Genomic DNA, 17116 nt, shown 5'->3' on the forward strand with positions numbered 1-17116 from the left:
TTTTGTTTGGAATGACGTTCCGTTTATTTGAGGTTATTGATCAATTAACGGAATGTCATTCCGTATTTTTTGATTTGGTGATAGGATTCACAGAATACGAGGACGGTTAACTGCGTCGTAGATCGCAAATTACATGGTTAAAAAAGAGGTAACTGTCTAAAAATGAATGTGTTTTGCGGGTTATGGCATTACAGTTACAATAACGGAACTTTTTTATTGGGGATGAATGAATGTCAAACGGTGAAAATGCAAATTCCTCCGGTGTTGACAAGGTTCTGACGATCCTGGAAGAGATTAGCGAGCATTCCGACGGTATATCTCTGGCGGAGTTAGTCAAACGAACCGGGATCGCAAAGACCACAGTATTTCGTACGCTGGAGACGCTCAAGGAACGACAGTACGTTATGCAGGATAACGGAACTGAGCGTTATCATTTGGATCTGAAAAGTCTTGAGTTGGGAATCAAAGGATTGATGAACGTGAATCTGGTAGAGGTATCTATTCCTTACCTGAAAACGCTCTCAGCAAAAACCGCAGAAACCTGTTTTCTGGGGGTCTATAACAGCGGTCATGTTGTGTATTTGTATAAGAGTGAGGGAACGCTTTCTATACAGACTAATGCCCGTCTTGGTGCCAGATTGCCTGCATACTGTACAGGGATTGGCAAAGCGTTATTGGCTTTTCAGCCGTTGGAAGAGATTGATCGGGTGCTGAGTGAGCCGCTTATCCCATTTACTGAGAAGACGGTTGTTGATCGTGTTTCGTTGTATGAAACTCTGGCCGATATTCGGTTGAAGGGGTTCTCGCTGGATAATGAGGAAAATGAAGAAGGGTTAACGTGTGTCGCCCGGCCTGTGTTTAATTATACCGGTACCGTCATTGGCGCACTCAGCGTGGCAGGCCCCACGCACCGAATGCAGCGTAAAATTGATGATGTTAATGATGAACTGGAGCTGGTCTGTTCACTCATTTCTCGACGGTTGGGTTTTATTAACCGCTAACACAACACGCTTTTATGTAAAAGCCTGCTGTTATGTAACATACAGGCCGGATAAGGCGCTAATGCCGCATCCGGCAAATGAAATACGCGAAAAAAAAAGCCCGTACTTGCGTACGAGCTCTTCTTTAAATATGGCGGTGAGGCGGGGATTCGAACCCCGGATACGTTGCCGTATACACACTTTCCAGGCGTGCTCCTTCAGCCACTCGGACACCTCACCATATTGTTGTTCCTGTGCTACCGGAACGGGCGCTAATTTAGGGAAATACCGCTCCGGCGTCAATCAACTTTTTGAAAAAAACGTGCATTTACACAAACTTCAATCAATATGCAGCTTAAATAAGCGGGAATTGTTTTTTTTGCCAGCATCCTAAAATTTGTTACTCTGATGTTCCCTCGGAAAATGATGATAATAAGTGCGAGAAAGTTCCGCATAACAATGTTCAGGAGACTCTATGGATATAATTTTCTATCACCCAACATTCGATACGAGCTGGTGGCTTAATGCGCTGACAAAGGCCATACCTGGCGCGAACGTCCGTGAGTGGAAAACGGGTGATAATGCGCATGCTGACTACGCGCTGGTCTGGCATCCTCCGGTTGAAATGCTCGCCGGAAGAAAATTAAAAGCCGTATTCGCGCTGGGGGCGGGCGTTGATTCTATTCTTAGTAAACTGAACGCTCATCCGGAAATGTTGGATGCTTCGATCCCACTTTTCCGTCTGGAAGATACGGGTATGGGCCTGCAAATGCAGGAATATGCGGTCAGTCAGGTACTGCACTGGTTTCGCCGCTTTGATGATTATCAGGCATTAAAAAACCAGGCGAAATGGCAGCCGTTGCCAGAATATTCCCGCAATGAGTTTAGCGTCGGGATCATGGGGGCAGGGGTATTGGGCGCAAAAGTTGCAGAAAGTCTGCAAGCATGGGGGTTCCCGCTACGCTGCTGGAGCCGCACGCGTAAATCCTGGTCTGGTGTGGAAAGCTTTGCCGGTACCGAGGAACTGGGCGCGTTTTTGAGCCAAACTCGGGTGCTTATCAACCTCCTTCCCAATACAGCAGAAACCGTAGGCATTATTAACGCGAGTTTACTCAACCAATTGCAGGACGGAGCCTATGTGCTGAACCTGGCGCGTGGTGTTCATCTCAATGAAGACGATCTTCTGGCATCACTGGACAGCGGCAAAGTGAAAGGCGCTATGCTGGATGTCTACAGCCGCGAACCGCTGCCGGAAACCAGCCCGCTATGGAAACATCCGCGTGTGGCAATGACGCCGCATATTGCCGCGGTAACGCGCCCGGCAGAGGCGGTGGACTATATCTCCCGTACGATTATGGGCCTGGAAAGTGGCAAATCCGTCACCGGTCAGGTCGATCGCGTGCGGGGATACTGATGGTAACCCGGCAAGTGCCGGGTTTCAGCTAAACTACCCGTCATACTTCAAGCTGCATGTGCGTTGGCTACGTTTGTTCCCCCGCAACACTTACTGCAGTAAGTGATGCGGGTGTCACTCCCTTGCCGCCTGTCTGCAACTCGCATTATTTAGGGTATTAATGCCGGCGATACCTGCTATCCTTGACGGAAAATGACTACAGGAGAGAGTTATGTATCCCGTTGACCTGCATATGCATACCGTCGCCAGCACCCACGCCTACAGCACCTTAAGCGATTACATCGCTGAAGCCCGTCGCAAAGGTATCAAGCTGTTTGCCATTACCGATCATGGACCGGACATGGCGGATGCGCCTCATCACTGGCACTTTATTAATATGCGCATTTGGCCTCGTATTGTGGACGGCGTAGGGATCCTGCGCGGCATTGAGGCGAATATTAAGAATATTGAAGGCGAAATTGACTGCTCAGGTCCTATGTTTACCTCCCTGGATCTGATCATTGCGGGCTTCCATGAGCCGGTTTTTGCACCTCACGATAAAGACACTAATACCCAGGCGATGATCGCCACGATGGCCAGTGGTCATGTGCACATCATCAGCCATCCGGGAAATCCAAAGTATCCCGTTGATATCACGGCGATTGCGCAGGCGGCGGCAAAATATCAGGTCGCGTTGGAAATCAATAACTCCTCGTTTTTGCATTCACGTAAGGGCAGTGAAGACAATTGCCGCGCGGTCGCTGCGGCTGTGCGTGATGCCGGGGGCTGGGTGGCGTTAGGATCGGATTCACATACCGCTTTCACATTGGGAGAATTTGGCGAATGCCGTAAAATTCTCGATGATGTGAATTTCCCGGAAGACAGAATTTTAAACGTCACACCCAAACGCCTGCTGGCGTTTCTGGAATCGCGAGGCATGGAGCCGATCGCGGAATTTGCTGAACTGTAATTGTTACTAACTGGAATAAATGAATGAACGAGTTTTCTATCCTGTGTCGTGTACTGGGCTCGCTGTTTTACCGCCAGCCTCAGGATCCTTTACTGGTTCCCCTGTTTACCCTGATTAGCGAAGGTAAACTCTCCGCCAACTGGCCGCTGGAACAAGACGAATTACTTACTCGCCTGCAGAAAAACTGCGATATGCCTCAGTTGGCTGCGGATTACAACGCGCTTTTTGTCGGCGACGAGTGTGCGGTGCCGCCTTATCGTAGCGCCTGGGTAGAAGGGGCGAAAGAATCCGATGTTCGTGCATTTCTTTCTACCCGCGGCATGCCGCTGGCAGATACGCCTGCAGATCATATTGGTACGCTGTTGCTGGCGGCTTCATGGCTTGAAGACCAGTCTGCGGAAGATGAAAGTGAAGCACTAGAAACCTTGTTTGTGGAGTACCTGTTGCCCTGGTGTGGTTCGTTCCTTGGCAAAGTTGAAGCGCACGCAAACACGCCATTCTGGCGTACCATGGCACCGTTAACGCGTGATGCTATTGGCGCGATGTGGGATGAATTGCAGGAAGATACGGAAGAATAAATGTGATGTAAGTCACTTTAAACTGCAACACAATTCATCACTTGCATAAATTGTGTGCACGATCTCATTCCTATGCCGTTTTTCTGCTAAGATACGCGGCATGAACATACTTCTCTCAATTGCAATCACAACGGGCATTCTCTCTGGGATCTGGGGATGGGTGGCCGTTTCTCTTGGCTTACTCAGTTGGGCTGGCTTTCTGGGCTGCACGGCCTATTTCGCCTGTCCGCAGGGTGGGCTGAAAGGGCTGTGGATCTCGGCGTGTACGCTGCTAAGCGGTGTGGTGTGGGCGTTGGTGATTATTAACGGTAGCGCGCTTGCCCCACATATGGACGTTATTGGTTATGTCATAACGGGAATCGTCGCGTTTCTGATGTGTATCCAGGCAAAGCAATGGTTGCTTTCATTTGTGCCAGGCACGTTTATTGGCGCATGTGCAACGTTTGCAGGGCAGGGGGACTGGCAGTTGGTCGTGCCGTCTCTGGCGCTAGGTCTGGTATTCGGCTATGCGATGAAAAACAGCGGGCTGTGGCTGGCGTCTCGCCGTGAAAATCGACTATCGTCTACGCTGACCAGTAAATAAAAAAGCGTGAGGGGTTCCTCACGCTTTTTATGCCAGAGAGAGCACTCAGGATTCCGGAGGTACCGACATATGGCGGTATTTAACCAGAATGTCATTATCAACCTGTTTCTTGTCCTGCAAATCCCACAATCCGCGATCAATCCCATCATTAATCAGGAAGATAACACCGGTTTCGATTGCTGACATCAGACACAGCATGACCGGTTCGTTAGAGGTGTAACCAATTTCACCTTCCAACAGTCGCTGGTAGTCAATGAAACGGAATACCCCAGCCTGTACTTCATAAGATAAAATAGTTTTGCTGGTATTCACCGATGAGAGAATTTCGCCGGTGCTGACGTTAACCACGCGCAGGTTCACCGCTATCTGGTCGAGCTGGTATTGCGTATCGGCGCCAATACCGAAATAGCGCGCACCAACACCTCCCGATTTAACGTTGCTTTCATAACCAATAATTGACCCCTCTACCATGACGTTTGCTGCGGTCAAAGATTGCAAAGGGATGCGGTTATTAATGGCAACAGTGCCGTTTTCCTGAGCCGCACGAATGATTTTTCGTTCGTTAAGCAGGTTCTGTAACCCCTGACGTTCCAGTGGGACGAACCAACGAGAATCCTTCAACGCGGTGACTAGCATAGCCGTTGCGCTTTGCGGGACGGCGGTTGAGAAGTTACTCGCAGGGTAAGGTTTAAACTGACCCGTTTCATCCTGGATATTGTAAACCGACACAAAGATCTTACCTGTAGGCATGGGCAGATGCGTCAAGTCTTTATAGCTTTGGGCTCGGGGCATTAATGTCGGCTTAGCGGCTTCTTGCGGCGGGGCTGTTAGACATCCGCTGAGTAAAATTACTGCCACCATGATAAGTAAGCGCTGCATGATTTTTTCCTTTCGTGGCTATAATTTAGAAATCGGTCGACTGATTTTGTAAACCCGACACTTCGATAGTCGACGTTCTCCCCGTTTTCCTGTCCGTGACATTAAGTTGCAGTTGCCCATCCCGGTTGGCGATATCAATGATAAAATCATTGGTTACCATCCTCCCCGGCTTACCGGTATTGATATTGGTGAGTAAGCCACCGAGTATTTGCGACTGTATCGCCTGGGTAAAGTTATCCAGCGCAGATGGCGTTTCAATCCCGAAATCATCGCCACTCGGATCTTTATACGAGTTTTGTGCCTGGGCGCTGTTGAGTAAAAAAGAACCGTTGTTTGGGTTGCCACCAAAGTTAGGGTTGCGGAACTGGAACGTCATATTTCCGGCCCAACTTAATGGTGAAATCAGCATGAGCAAAACCACTGCATGTTTGACACGCATGAAAGCCTCCGGACAAAATCATGTTTTAGAATTCATCGCGCGCTAAATCGCTCGTGCTTAATAGTGTTTGATCTATTTGCCGACGATTTAATGCTTCCTCAGTTTCTGCCAATGCAAAGACCACAATTTTGTCGAAGTCTCTTTTCGTCGGGAATAAAAAAGTCTGGAAGATAACGTCCTGATTGACCGTTATGGTGATCCAACTTCCCCAACGTGCACTGGGTCTTTCATTAATGGTTAAGTTTCCTGTGTACTCGCTTTCCCACTTGTCACTAAAGGCCCGGTAGAAATCATGGCCAATGGAAGAGACCGTGTGGTCAGTTAACAGTCCGGGAACCTCCACCTCTACAGCCGCGTGTAGATTCCCGGCAGCAAAGAGCAAATTTGCTGCCACAATCCAGGTCAAATAGCGTTTCATGGCTTTATCGCCTGAGGTTATCATTGGCCCACGAGACCGCCTGCGTACGATTTTTGACAGCTATCTTTTTGAAAAGATTATAAAGATGTGTTTTCACCGTATTTTCACTAATAAATAGTGAACGTGCGATTTCAATATTTGAGGCACCGATACGCAGTTTATTAAGGATCTCTTTTTCACGGTGAGTAAGTAATGCCGACTCCGTGCTGTTATAGCGGTAGTTCCCGGAATGCGTGATTAGGTAGCTGGCTAGCTTTTGCGAGAAGTAACATTCGCCACGCAAGACCCCTTGCAATCCGCTGACTACACGCTGTTCATCTTCAGTTGCGTAGAATACGCCATTGATGTGCGGCCAGTTTTCAATATCCCGGTAAGGATAATCATCTGGGGTATTCAACAATAAAGTCTTTATATTGTTGTTTTTTCTGCTCAAATTATCTTGCCAGTAATGGATCAGTTTTTTATCTGCCTCCATCATATCCAGTAAAACAATGCAGCTGGAGGAAATATCATCCAGAGAACGTTGAATATTATGTAGTTTTCCGGTTAACGCCAGCGACTGCTTTAAATGCTGTAATAACGCAGTTGCCTGCAGGGATGGTTTAGTGATCAACAATAATGTATGACCATGAATACTATGGACTTCATTAAACATGATGAAACTCCACTTTTTAGTCGCACACCTGACAGCTGTCTCTACTAAAATAGAGGCACCAGAAGTACTGACAGATGTTGCACTGCTGTGTAGAAATAAAATATCGACCCAATGGGGTGAAAATATTAAAACAAATGGACTTCAACTGATTTCAATCTAGCTATTACAAATCTTAAAGCAAGTGTTAAACATGTAACTGGATGTAAATTTATATATTAAATTGTGATTTTTTGGTTTTTGTGTAGTTTAGATTTGATAGTAAAGTTGTACATTTTAGCGTTATTGCATAGATTTAAAAAATCATACAAATTATAATATGTTGTTGATTTTTAATGGTTAAAACTATGATTAGATGGTTTTAGATTTCTAATTAATTCTGATCTTTTTGTCTCACTTTAAGTTGAACAATTTTAGATGGAAAAAAATGATGCTTGTCACGACTTGTACCGAACACTATCCCGGAACCACCTGCAAGGCCCAGAAAACGCGGGAGAGGCGTTTTTTTGTTACTGCATAGAAATTCAATCTTCAGATTACAGAAGAAATAAAAAACAGCGCAGTAACGGTGTTCTCTGCTGTTAATTAGTACTTTGGTGTGAATCTGGATATAAAAATACAACTGGCGGGTGAGTTATTTAAAATGTTTCAACGGACATACTCTTCATCGTAACGTGGCGTTAACAAATGTAAGTCACGTTAACAACAATTTGAGTGGTAAATAATTTAACCTTATGTACGACCAGGTCCAGGGTGACAACATGAAAAACAAGTTGTTATTTATGATGTTTACAATGCTGGGTGTGCCTGGGATTGCATCCGCAACAAGTTATGACTTGGCTAATTCAGAATATAACTTTGCGGTAAATGAATTAAGTAAGTCTTCATTTAATCAGGCAGCCATTATTGGTCAGGTTGGCACTGCGAACAGTGCAAATATTCGCCAGGGGGGCTCGAAGTTATTGTCGGTTATTTCGCAAGAAGGTTCTGGTAACCGAGCGAAAACAGACCAGACGGGATCATATAACTTTGCATATATTGATCAAACGGGTAGTTCCAATGATGCGAGTATTAAACAAGGGTCATACGGTAATACGGCGGTGATTATCCAGAAAGGCTCTGGTAATAAAGCCAATATTACTCAGTACGGTACACAAAAAACAGCAGTTGTGGTGCAGAGACAGTCGCAAATGGCAATTCGCGTTACTCAACGCTAATCCATTAACGACGTTTAAATCAATCCGATGGGGGTTTACCATGAAACTTTTAAAAGTGGCAGCATTCGCAGCAATCGTAGTTTCTGGCAGTGCTCTGGCTGGTGTTGTTCCGCAATGGGGCGGCAATCATCATGGTGGCGGTAGTAACTATGGCCCGGACTCTTCAATGAGTATCTACCAATATGGGACTGGCAACGTAGCGAATGCTCTGCAAAGTGATGCACGTAAATCAGATGTCACCATCACACAAAACGGGCGTGGCAACGGGGCTGTAGTGGGTCAGGGCGCTGATGACAGTACCATTAACCTGAAACAGACTGGCTTCCAGAACAGCGCTACTATCGATCAGTGGAATGCTAAAAATGCTGATATTAGTGTAACCCAGTTCGGTGGCCGTAACGGTGCGCTGGTTAATCAGACTGCGTCTGACTCCAACGTTCTGATCCGCCAGGTTGGATTTGGCAACAACGCCACAGCTAACCAACACTAATTCAGTTTTATGACTGATAATAAACAGGGCGTGAGCCCTGTTTTTTTTTCGGGAGAATAAGATGCATACGTTATTACTCATTGCCGCGCTGGCAAATCAAATAACATTTAATACAACTCAGCAAGGTGATATGTACACCATTATTCCTCAGGTGACGTTAACTCAACCTTGCGTATGTGAGGTACAAGTCCTTGCCATACGCAAAGGGCAGGGGGGGCAAAGCCAATCGCAGCAGAAAACAAGCCTTTCGGTCCCTGCTAATCGGCCGATTGAATTAACCAAACTGAGCTTTAATATTTCACCTGAAGATTCAGTCAAAATTATCGTTACCGTTTCAGATGGGCAGTCTCTGCATCTATCACAACAATGGCCTGACTCAAACAGTCATCCATAATTTTTTGCTTTATTTGCATTAAGGGTGTGGCTGGGAATGCGGTGCTGTTCTATGAATATAGAAACGTGTGAACGTTTGTATTTGATCGTTAATCGCAGCGGTGAAGGATCATTTCGATCCCTCAAGGATGGCTAATCATTGAGGAACCCTTATGTGTACATTATTAAAGCGTATTTTAAGTGCCAGTTTGTGTACTTTTTCTCTTTTGACCCTCCCCACAATGGCGCAGCAAATCACAACCGGCGGGGTTATTCATTTTCGCGGTGCAATCGTTGAATCGCCTTGCGACGTGAACACCCAGCAGCAGCAAATTGAATTATCATGTATGCGTGACGGCACTACCCGGAATAGCCTCTACAATCAACAACAGCTCGCGACAACCTCTCAGAACGTGCAACAAATTGCCACAGTCAAAATGCACTACCTCAATGAACAAAAAAACATGGCAATTCTTAATATTGAATATAAATGAGTCGCTGTGGCGTAGATATGCACACTTGCGGTTAAAAAGTGAGATTTCAAGGAAAACCCTGCTGTACACTTAACGAATAGTGTTTTGTCAGGGGGTACTTATGCAATCGCGTGTTCATGTGTTACATGGCGATATTACGACGGTCGCTGTTGATGTGATTGTCAACGCGGCCAATTCATCACTACTGGGCGGCGGTGGCGTTGATGGCGCGATCCATCGCGCTGCCGGACCCGCATTATTGGCGGCCTGCAAACAGGTAATCCAGCAACAAGGAGAATGTCCGACGGGGCATGCGGTTATCACTCTGGCGGGGGACCTTCCGGCAAAAGCGGTCATCCACACCGTAGGACCTGTCTGGCAAGGTGGAGGTCATCATGAGGCTGAACGACTCGAGGAAGCTTACTTAAACACGCTGCAACTGGCCCTGGCTAATGGGTATCAATCCATTGCTTTTCCGGCGATCAGCACCGGGGCTTATGGCTATCCCCGCGCCGCAGCGGCAGAAATAGCGGTAAAAACGGTGTTGAAATTTATTACCCGCCGCGCACTTCCTGATCAGATATACTTCGTGTGCTTTGATGAAGAAAACGCTCAACTTTATAAGAGGTTGCTAACACAACAAGGCGATGATAACACGGACTGATATGACCCGACTTGAGCGCGCCATCACGCCACTTTGCGAAAACCACCCGGGAGAATGCGGCATTCTTGCGTTGGATGATAGCCTCGATGCGTTTGCAGCTCGCTATCGGTTAACGGAAATGGCGGAACGTACCCTTGATGTGCAGTATTACATCTGGGAAAACGACATGTCCGGGCTATTGCTATTTTCCGTTTTGCTGGCTGCGGCGAAGCGGGGCGTCCGGGTGCGTTTGTTGCTGGATGATAACAACACGCCAGGTCTGGATGACACGCTGCGTCTGCTGGACAATCACCCTAATATTGAAGTTCGCCTTTTTAATCCCTTTTCCTTTCGCATTCTGCGCGCGCTGGGCTATTTAACCGATTTTGCCCGGCTTAATCGGCGCATGCACAATAAAAGTTTTACCGCTGACGGTGTCGTGACTCTCGTTGGCGGGCGTAATATTGGCGATGCCTATTTTGGCGCGGGTGAACAACCGCTGTTTTCCGACCTGGATGTCATGGCTATCGGACCGGTTGTCAAAGATGTTGCGGATGATTTCGAGCGTTATTGGCGCTGCCGCTCGGTTTCAACGTTGCAAAACGTGCTTGAGATGTCTGAGTCAGATTCTGTGCAACGTATCGAGCTACCTGAATCCTGGTATAACGATGATATTACCCGTCGCTATCTGCATAAGCTGGAAACCAGCCAGTTTATGTCCAGTGTCGATCAACGTTCGCTGCCGCTGATTTGGGCGAAAACACGTTTGCTGAGCGATGATCCTGCAAAAGGAGAAGGGAAAGCGCCGCGCCACTCGCTATTACCGCAGCGTTTGTTCGACGTGATGGGCTCGCCAACCGAACGTATTGATATTATCTCTGCCTACTTTGTGCCGACTCGCGCCGGCGTGGCGCAGCTCCTGAGACTGGTAAGAAAAGGCGTCAAGATTGCTATTTTAACCAATTCACTGGCGGCGAATGATGTGGCGATCGTCCATGCTGGCTATGCGCGCTGGCGAAAAAAACTGCTGCGCTACGGTGTAGAATTGTACGAACTTAAACCGACCCGCGATCGCGTTTCGGTCGTTCACGATCGTGGATTAACAGGTAATTCAGGCTCCAGCCTGCATGCGAAAACGTTCAGTATTGACGATCGCAAAGTGTTTATCGGCTCGCTTAATTTTGATCCCCGTTCGACGCTACTCAATACGGAAATGGGATTTGTGATTGAAAGTGAAGTGCTGGCCGGATTGATTCATAAACGGTTTATGCAAAGCCAGCGTGATATGGCCTGGCAGCTGCGCCTTGATCGTTGGGGAAGAATTAATTGGGTTGACCGACTTGCCGGCAGTGAACAGGTATTAAAAAAAGAACCCGCCACAGGATTCTGGAAGCGGGTTCTGGTAAAGCTGGCATCCGTGTTACCCATTGAGTGGCTGCTTTGAGCCACACGATGAATGCGAGAAAATCTAGCCTGCCACGGCCTTGTTTTTATCCTGCTTCACGGGCGGTTTACCCGAGAAGAGAAACTTCAGCACCGGTATACGTAAATGGATTTCGTACAGTATGACCGCAATCCCGACCACAAACAGCAAACCGCAAAGAAAACCCAGCAGATTCGACGAGATATGCGGTGTGATGTAAGCGCCAAAAAACAGCGTTAACGGGTGGTGCACCAGATAGATAAACAGCGACGCGTTGACAAAATAGGTCACGCGGGCCGACTGGAAATTAAGCAAACGGTGACCCAACGAAAAGACGACGTTCACCATCCACAGTCCCATGACCATGGTAATGACATATTCGGTTTCATACATCCAGGCATCACCATTGCCGTAACGCTGATTGAGCAGGTATGCAACAAATGCGAATGCAGCGCCCAGGGTGCAACCGCGCGACGGCGTGGTAAACAACGCCTTCAGATTCGGGTTGATAAACGCCAGTGCGCCGAGCATAAAGAAAGGCACATAGAACAGCGTTTGCATAACGATAAAATTGAACATGCCATCGCTGAGAATCGAAGGGTAAAGGATGAAAATCGTCCTTCTGACGGCGGCATAGCCGACACCCAACAAGATAAAAATCAGCGTTAATTTAGCCATTGACACCGCAGGCGCGCTGGCGGAATCGCTTTGCGTAAGCCTGTTTTTCATCAGGGTGAACACCCACATGCTCACGGTCGTTAACACCACCAGAACCAGTAGAAACCACAGATGGGAAATCAGCTCCCAGGCCAGCGCATTGTACTTATCGTAACCGCTGAGAGTATGCCAACTGTCTGCTTTTCCCTTTACATATTGCAGCATGATAAATTGCGGCAGCGTAAGCAATGGAATCGCGGTGAGCATTGGGATCCCCACGCGTTCTACACGCACCTTCCACCAGCGCTTTAAGGGATAGCGCAAAAACAGCATGTAGGAAAAATAACCTGAAATGACAAAGAAGACCTGCATGCGAAAAGCGTGGATGAAGTCGTTAAACAGAGTCAACCACCACGACGGTTCGGCGCTGTTCACGTGCCAGGTGTGGGTCGAGTAAATCAATGAAATATGGAATGGGATCCCTAACAACATTAGCCAGGCACGGATGGAATCAAGAAAATATTCGCGTGGTGGTGATACAGAGCTCATAGACAGTTATGTATTCTCAGACTTTTCGTCTTATCCCTAAGACGAATAATGGTTACATTCGAGGGCAACCCTACACGAAGTCCAACAACCTGTCTCCAGGATAAGCACGCAAAGTGAAAACAGGTAGTTGAACCTGATTAAACCATGAGCCAGCGCGCGAACAATACAGGGATTCAGTTGTCGGAATACCCGATTATCCATTAAAATGGATCGGATCAATATAAGCACACAAAGGGGGAAGTGCTTACTAATTATGAAACATAAACTACAAATGATGAAAATGCGTTGGTTGGGTGCAGCAGTTATGTTAACGCTGTACACATCATCGAGCTGGGCGTTCAGCATTGATGATGTTGCAAAACAAGCTCAATCCTTAGCCGGTAAAGGCTATGAGGCGCCAAAAAGTAACTTGCCCTCCGTTTTCCGCGACATGAAATATGCGGATTATCAGCAGATCCAGTTTAACCGCGATAAAGCCTACTGGAGCAATCTCAAGACCCCATTTAAGCTCGAGTTCTACCACCAGGGTATGTACTTCGACACGCCGGTCAAAATCAACGAAGTTACCGCCACCGCGGTGAAAAGAATCAAATACAGCCCGGATTATTTTAATTTTGGCGATGTTCAGCATGATAAAGACACGGTAAAAGATCTCGGTTTCGCCGGGTTCAAAGTGCTGTATCCGATCAACAGCAAAGATAAAAACGACGAAATCGTCAGCATGCTCGGTGCCAGCTATTTCCGTGTTCTGGGTGCCGGCCAGGTCTACGGTCTGTCTGCGCGCGGTCTCGCGATTGATACCGCTCTGCCTTCTGGCGAAGAGTTTCCCCGCTTCCGTGAGTTTTGGATCGAGCGTCCGAAACCAACTGATAAACGTTTGACCATTTATGCCTTGCTGGATTCTCCGCGTGCAACCGGAGCGTATCGCTTTGTCATCATTCCTGGCCGTGACACGGTAGTTGATGTTCAGTCCAAAGTTTATCTGCGCGACAAAGTAGGCAAGTTGGGCGTAGCACCGTTAACCAGTATGTTCCTGTACGGACCAAACCAGCCTTCTCCGGCGACTAACTATCGTCCGGAACTGCATGATTCTAACGGTTTGTCTATCCACGCTGGCAACGGCGAGTGGATTTGGCGCCCGCTGAATAACCCGAAACATCTGGCGGTCAGCAGCTTCGCCATGGAAAACCCGCAAGGTTTCGGCCTGCTGCAGCGTGGCCGTCAGTTCTCTCGTTTTGAAGATATCGACGATCGATACGATCTGCGCCCAAGCGCCTGGATCACGCCAAAAGGTGACTGGGGTAAAGGTAAGATTGAGTTAGTTGAAATCCCAACTAACGATGAAACTAACGATAACATCGTTGCGTACTGGACGCCGGATCAACTGCCAGAAGCCGGCAAAGAGATGAACTTCAAGTACACACTGACGTTCACGCGTGATGAAGACAAGCTTCATGCGCCTGATAGCGCCTGGGTACAGCAGACTCGTCGTTCTACCGGTGATGTAAAACAGTCCAACCTGATTCGTCAGCCTGACGGTACCATCGCGTTTGTGGTGGACTTTACCGGCACAGATATGAAAAAGCTGCCGCAGGATACCCCGGTTACCGCACAAACCAGTATTGGCGACAACGGCGAAATCGTTGAAAGCACCGTGCGCTACAATCCGGTATCTAAAGGTTGGCGTTTGATGCTGCGCGTGAAAGTGAAAGACGTGAAGAAAACCACTGAAATGCGTGCTGCCTTGGTCAATGCCGATCAGACGCTGAGTGAAACCTGGAGCTACCAGTTACCTGCCAATGAATAAGACAACTGAGTATATTGACGCAATGCCGCTTTCGGATATCGAAAAAGCGGCACTGCCGAAAACTGACATCCGCGCCGTTCATCAGGCGCTGGATGCCGAGCATCGTACTTACTCGCGCGAAGATGATTCACCGCAGGGTTCTGTAAAAGCTCGCCTTGAGCAAGCATGGCCGGATTCTCTGGCTAAAGAGCAGTTGGTTAAGGATGATGAGGGCCGCGATCAACTACAGGCGATGCCAAAAGCAACGCGTACCTCTATGTTCCCCGATCCCTGGCGTACCAACCCGGTTGGCCGTTTTTGGGATCGTCTGCGTGGGCGCGATGTGACTCCGCGTTATCTTTCTCGGTTGACGAAAGAAGAACAAGAGAGTGAGCAAAAATGGCGTACCGTAGGCACCATTCGCCGCTATACGCTGTTGATCTTAACTCTGGCGCAAACGGTCGTAGCAACCTGGTATATGAAGACGATCCTTCCGTATCAGGGATGGGCATTCATTAATCCTGTAGACATGATGGGGCAGGATTTGTGGGTCTCCTTTATGCAACTGCTGCCCTACATGCTCCAGACCGGCATTCTGATTTTGTTCGCCGTGCTTTTCTGTTGGGTATCAGCGGGATTCTGGACCGCGCTGATGGGCTTCCTGCAACTGCTGATTGGGCGAGATAAGTACAGCATCTCGGCCTCAACGGTTGGTGACGAACCGCTGAATCCCGAACATCGTACGGCATTGATTATGCCTATCTGTAACGAGGACGTAGACCGCGTATTTGCGGGACTTCGCGCCACGTGGGAATCGGTCAAAGCAACGGGCAACGCTGAGCATTTCGATGTTTATATCCTGAGCGACAGCTACAATCCTGATATCTGCGTGGCAGAACAAAAAGCATGGATGGAGCTGATTGCCGAAGTGCAGGGCGAAGGGCAGATTTTCTATCGCCGTCGTCGTCGTCGTGTGAAGCGTAAAAGCGGCAACATTGATGACTTCTGCCGCCGCTGGGGAAATCAGTACAGCTACATGGTCGTGCTGGACGCGGACTCCGTGATGAGCGGCGACTGTCTGAGCGGGCTGGTGCGCCTGATGGAAGCGAATCCAAATGCCGGGATTATTCAGTCTTCACCGAAGGCTTCCGGTATGGATACGCTGTATGCGCGCTGCCAGCAGTTTGCGACCCGTGTTTATGGACCGCTGTTTACCGCCGGGCTTCACTTCTGGCAATTGGGTGAATCGCACTACTGGGGCCATAACGCGATTATTCGCGTGAAGCCGTTTATCGAGCACTGCGCACTCGCGCCGTTACCGGGCGAAGGCTCATTTGCGGGCTCGATCCTCTCCCATGACTTCGTGGAAGCGGCATTGATGCGTCGTGCTGGTTGGGGCGTGTGGATTGCCTACGATCTGCCGGGATCTTATGAAGAGCTGCCGCCGAACCTGCTGGATGAACTCAAGCGTGACCGTCGCTGGTGTCATGGCAACCTGATGAACTTCCGTCTGTTCCTGGTGAAGGGGATGCACCCGGTTCACCGCGCGGTGTTCCTGACTGGCGTTATGTCCTATCTGTCGGCACCACTCTGGTTTATGTTCCTCGCGTTGTCGACCGCATTGCAGGTGGTGCATGCGTTGACTGAACCGCAGTACTTCCTGCAACCGCGTCAGCTATTCCCGGTATGGCCGCAATGGCGACCTGAACTGGCAATCGCGCTGTTTGCCTCAACGATGGTCCTGCTGTTCCTGCCGAAGTTGCTGAGTATTTTGCTCATCTGGTGTAAAGGAACGAAAGAGTACGGTGGGTTTATCCGCGTTACGCTGTCGCTGCTGCTGGAGGTTTTGTTCTCCGTCCTGCTGGCGCCGGTGCGTATGCTGTTCCATACCGTCTTCGTCGTGAGTGCTTTCCTCGGTTGGGAAGTGGTGTGGAATTCGCCGCAGCGTGATGACGATTCGACCCCGTGGGGTGAAGCGTTTATGCGTCACGGGTCTCAGTTGCTGCTGGGGCTGGTGTGGGCGGTGGGTATGGCCTGGCTGGATCTGCGTTTCCTGTTCTGGCTGGCGCCGATTGTCTTCTCGCTGATCCTGTCGCCGTTTGTGTCCGTTATTTCCAGCCGCTCTACGGTTGGGTTACGTACCAAGCGCTGGAAGCTGTTCCTGATCCCGGAAGAGTATTCTCCGCCGCAGGTGCTGGTGGATACGGATACCTATCTGGGGATGAACCGCAAGCGTACGCTGGACGACGGCTTTATGCATGCGGTGTTTAACCCGTCATTTAACGCACTGGCAACGGCAATGGCGACTGCGCGTCACCGTGCGAGTAACGTACTTGAGATTGCCCGCGACCGCCATGTGGAGCAGGCGCTGAATGAAACGCCGGAGAAACTAAACCGTGACCGCCGCCTGGTGCTGTTGAGCGATCCGGTGACGATGGCGCGTTTGCACTATCGCGTCTGGAATTCACCTGATAAGTATTCTTCATGGGTGAATTACTATCAGGGGCTGACCCTGAATCCGCTGGCGCTCAGGAAAAAATAAGCGTTATATAATGTGAAAATACCGGCCTGGTGCCGGTATTTTTTTATACTGAATAAAAGAGGCGGGAGATAT

General features: G+C 48.7%; 18 protein-coding genes and 1 tRNA gene. 13 read left to right on the top strand and 6 right to left on the bottom strand.

Going from position 1 to position 17116, the window contains the following annotated elements; translation table 11 throughout:
• The first annotated feature begins 230 nt into the window (after positions 1-230).
• On the top strand, positions 231-1001 hold the full coding sequence (locus tag OGV77_RS19135) for an IclR family transcriptional regulator (protein WP_043015867.1): 771 nt from the start codon (positions 231-233) through the stop codon (positions 999-1001).
• A 131-nt stretch (positions 1002-1132) separates the two neighbouring features.
• Here OGV77_RS19135 and OGV77_RS19140 read toward each other — a convergent pair.
• A tRNA-Ser gene (locus OGV77_RS19140) sits at positions 1133-1220 on the bottom strand.
• A 235-nt stretch (positions 1221-1455) separates the two neighbouring features.
• Here OGV77_RS19140 and ghrA point away from each other — a divergent pair.
• The 4 genes from ghrA (at position 1456) to OGV77_RS19160 (ending at position 4504) form a co-directional block, all read left to right on the top strand.
• Positions 1456-2394, top strand: a complete 939-nt coding sequence (ghrA, locus tag OGV77_RS19145) for a glyoxylate/hydroxypyruvate reductase GhrA (protein WP_047412167.1) — start codon at positions 1456-1458, stop codon at positions 2392-2394.
• Between the two features lie 211 nt (positions 2395-2605).
• Positions 2606-3343 carry a phosphatase gene (locus tag OGV77_RS19150; protein WP_043015869.1) on the top strand — a complete coding sequence of 246 codons (738 nt, stop codon included), beginning with the start codon at positions 2606-2608 and terminating at the stop codon, positions 3341-3343.
• A 23-nt stretch (positions 3344-3366) separates the two neighbouring features.
• The gene (locus OGV77_RS19155) at positions 3367-3921 is read left to right on the top strand and encodes a TorD/DmsD family molecular chaperone (protein WP_047412164.1); all 555 of its coding nucleotides are present in this window, start codon (positions 3367-3369) and stop codon (positions 3919-3921) included.
• 100 nt (positions 3922-4021) lie between these two features.
• A complete protein-coding gene (locus OGV77_RS19160; protein WP_047412162.1) occupies positions 4022-4504 on the top strand; it encodes a DUF1097 domain-containing protein in 483 nt (160 codons plus the stop codon).
• A gap of 45 nt (positions 4505-4549) precedes the next feature.
• Here the strand turns inward: OGV77_RS19160 and csgG are convergent, their stop codons facing one another.
• From csgG to csgD, 4 genes are read right to left on the bottom strand one after another with little or no spacing between them, the layout of a single operon-like run.
• A complete protein-coding gene (csgG, locus tag OGV77_RS19165) occupies positions 4550-5383 on the bottom strand; it encodes a curli production assembly/transport protein CsgG (protein ID WP_003036082.1) in 834 nt (277 codons plus the stop codon).
• Positions 5384-5408: 25 nt separating this feature from the next.
• Positions 5409-5822 (bottom strand): curli production assembly/transport protein CsgF, encoded by a 414-nt coding sequence (gene csgF, locus OGV77_RS19170; protein WP_043015872.1) that lies wholly within the window; start codon positions 5820-5822, stop codon positions 5409-5411.
• Between the two features lie 25 nt (positions 5823-5847).
• The gene (gene csgE / locus OGV77_RS19175) at positions 5848-6240 is read right to left on the bottom strand and encodes a curli production assembly/transport protein CsgE (RefSeq protein ID WP_043015873.1); all 393 of its coding nucleotides are present in this window, start codon (positions 6238-6240) and stop codon (positions 5848-5850) included.
• 4 nt (positions 6241-6244) lie between these two features.
• Complete coding sequence (gene csgD / locus OGV77_RS19180) at positions 6245-6895, bottom strand: biofilm master transcriptional regulator CsgD (RefSeq protein ID WP_003036091.1); 651 nt, start codon at positions 6893-6895, stop codon at positions 6245-6247.
• Between the two features lie 758 nt (positions 6896-7653).
• Between csgD and csgB the strand changes: the two genes are divergently transcribed.
• The 6 genes from csgB (at position 7654) to OGV77_RS19210 (ending at position 11531) form a co-directional block, all read left to right on the top strand.
• Positions 7654-8109, top strand: coding sequence for a curli minor subunit CsgB (csgB, locus tag OGV77_RS19185; protein WP_043015874.1), 456 nt, complete (start codon positions 7654-7656; stop codon positions 8107-8109).
• Positions 8110-8149: 40 nt separating this feature from the next.
• Positions 8150-8599: a curli major subunit CsgA gene (gene csgA, locus OGV77_RS19190; RefSeq protein ID WP_043015875.1), complete on the top strand. Its 450-nt coding sequence runs from the start codon at positions 8150-8152 to the stop codon at positions 8597-8599.
• Positions 8600-8660: 61 nt separating this feature from the next.
• Positions 8661-8993 (top strand): curli assembly chaperone CsgC, encoded by a 333-nt coding sequence (gene csgC, locus OGV77_RS19195; protein WP_047412156.1) that lies wholly within the window; start codon positions 8661-8663, stop codon positions 8991-8993.
• A gap of 151 nt (positions 8994-9144) precedes the next feature.
• The gene (locus OGV77_RS19200; RefSeq protein ID WP_043015877.1) at positions 9145-9465 is read left to right on the top strand and encodes a YmdA family protein; all 321 of its coding nucleotides are present in this window, start codon (positions 9145-9147) and stop codon (positions 9463-9465) included.
• A gap of 100 nt (positions 9466-9565) precedes the next feature.
• Complete coding sequence (gene ymdB, locus OGV77_RS19205) at positions 9566-10108, top strand: O-acetyl-ADP-ribose deacetylase (RefSeq protein ID WP_047412151.1); 543 nt, start codon at positions 9566-9568, stop codon at positions 10106-10108.
• Positions 10092-11531 (top strand): phospholipase D family protein, encoded by a 1440-nt coding sequence (locus OGV77_RS19210; protein WP_087050875.1) that lies wholly within the window; start codon positions 10092-10094, stop codon positions 11529-11531. The genes ymdB and OGV77_RS19210 overlap by 17 nt, the downstream gene beginning before the upstream one ends.
• 24 nt (positions 11532-11555) lie before the next feature.
• On the opposite strand, the gene mdoC is transcribed toward OGV77_RS19210, so the two are convergent.
• On the bottom strand, positions 11556-12716 hold the full coding sequence (gene mdoC / locus OGV77_RS19215) for a glucans biosynthesis protein MdoC (RefSeq protein WP_087050874.1): 1161 nt from the start codon (positions 12714-12716) through the stop codon (positions 11556-11558).
• 271 nt (positions 12717-12987) lie between these two features.
• Here mdoC and mdoG point away from each other — a divergent pair, with 271 nt between their 5' ends.
• Together mdoG and mdoH are read left to right on the top strand one after the other, a co-directional pair.
• Positions 12988-14523, top strand: coding sequence for a glucans biosynthesis protein MdoG (gene mdoG, locus OGV77_RS19220; protein ID WP_087050897.1), 1536 nt, complete (start codon positions 12988-12990; stop codon positions 14521-14523).
• Positions 14516-17044, top strand: coding sequence for a glucans biosynthesis glucosyltransferase MdoH (mdoH, locus tag OGV77_RS19225; RefSeq protein WP_087050873.1), 2529 nt, complete (start codon positions 14516-14518; stop codon positions 17042-17044). Before mdoG ends, mdoH begins: the two co-directional genes overlap by 8 nt.
• Positions 17045-17116: the final 72 nt, after the last annotated feature.

Source organism: Citrobacter sp. Ce129, from assembly GCF_030334545.1.
Classification (GTDB): Bacteria; Pseudomonadota; Gammaproteobacteria; order Enterobacterales; family Enterobacteriaceae; genus Citrobacter; species Citrobacter europaeus.

What these genes read in the sequence shown, in the direction of transcription:
- OGV77_RS19135 (WP_043015867.1), top strand. Translation starts at nt 231, where the DNA reads ATGTCAAACGGTGAAAATGCAAATTCCTCCGGTGTTGACAAGGTTCTG.
- ghrA (WP_047412167.1), top strand. Translation starts at nt 1,456, where the DNA reads ATGGATATAATTTTCTATCACCCAACATTCGATACGAGCTGGTGGCTT.
- OGV77_RS19150 (WP_043015869.1), top strand. Translation starts at nt 2,606, where the DNA reads ATGTATCCCGTTGACCTGCATATGCATACCGTCGCCAGCACCCACGCC.
- OGV77_RS19155 (WP_047412164.1), top strand. Translation starts at nt 3,367, where the DNA reads ATGAACGAGTTTTCTATCCTGTGTCGTGTACTGGGCTCGCTGTTTTAC.
- OGV77_RS19160 (WP_047412162.1), top strand. Translation starts at nt 4,022, where the DNA reads ATGAACATACTTCTCTCAATTGCAATCACAACGGGCATTCTCTCTGGG.
- csgG (WP_003036082.1), bottom strand. Translation starts at nt 5,383, where the DNA reads ATGCAGCGCTTACTTATCATGGTGGCAGTAATTTTACTCAGCGGATGT.
- csgF (WP_043015872.1), bottom strand. Translation starts at nt 5,822, where the DNA reads ATGCGTGTCAAACATGCAGTGGTTTTGCTCATGCTGATTTCACCATTA.
- csgE (WP_043015873.1), bottom strand. Translation starts at nt 6,240, where the DNA reads ATGAAACGCTATTTGACCTGGATTGTGGCAGCAAATTTGCTCTTTGCT.
- csgD (WP_003036091.1), bottom strand. Translation starts at nt 6,895, where the DNA reads ATGTTTAATGAAGTCCATAGTATTCATGGTCATACATTATTGTTGATC.
- csgB (WP_043015874.1), top strand. Translation starts at nt 7,654, where the DNA reads ATGAAAAACAAGTTGTTATTTATGATGTTTACAATGCTGGGTGTGCCT.
- csgA (WP_043015875.1), top strand. Translation starts at nt 8,150, where the DNA reads ATGAAACTTTTAAAAGTGGCAGCATTCGCAGCAATCGTAGTTTCTGGC.
- csgC (WP_047412156.1), top strand. Translation starts at nt 8,661, where the DNA reads ATGCATACGTTATTACTCATTGCCGCGCTGGCAAATCAAATAACATTT.
- OGV77_RS19200 (WP_043015877.1), top strand. Translation starts at nt 9,145, where the DNA reads ATGTGTACATTATTAAAGCGTATTTTAAGTGCCAGTTTGTGTACTTTT.
- ymdB (WP_047412151.1), top strand. Translation starts at nt 9,566, where the DNA reads ATGCAATCGCGTGTTCATGTGTTACATGGCGATATTACGACGGTCGCT.
- OGV77_RS19210 (WP_087050875.1), top strand. Translation starts at nt 10,092, where the DNA reads ATGATAACACGGACTGATATGACCCGACTTGAGCGCGCCATCACGCCA.
- mdoC (WP_087050874.1), bottom strand. Translation starts at nt 12,716, where the DNA reads ATGAGCTCTGTATCACCACCACGCGAATATTTTCTTGATTCCATCCGT.
- mdoG (WP_087050897.1), top strand. Translation starts at nt 12,988, where the DNA reads ATGATGAAAATGCGTTGGTTGGGTGCAGCAGTTATGTTAACGCTGTAC.
- mdoH (WP_087050873.1), top strand. Translation starts at nt 14,516, where the DNA reads ATGAATAAGACAACTGAGTATATTGACGCAATGCCGCTTTCGGATATC.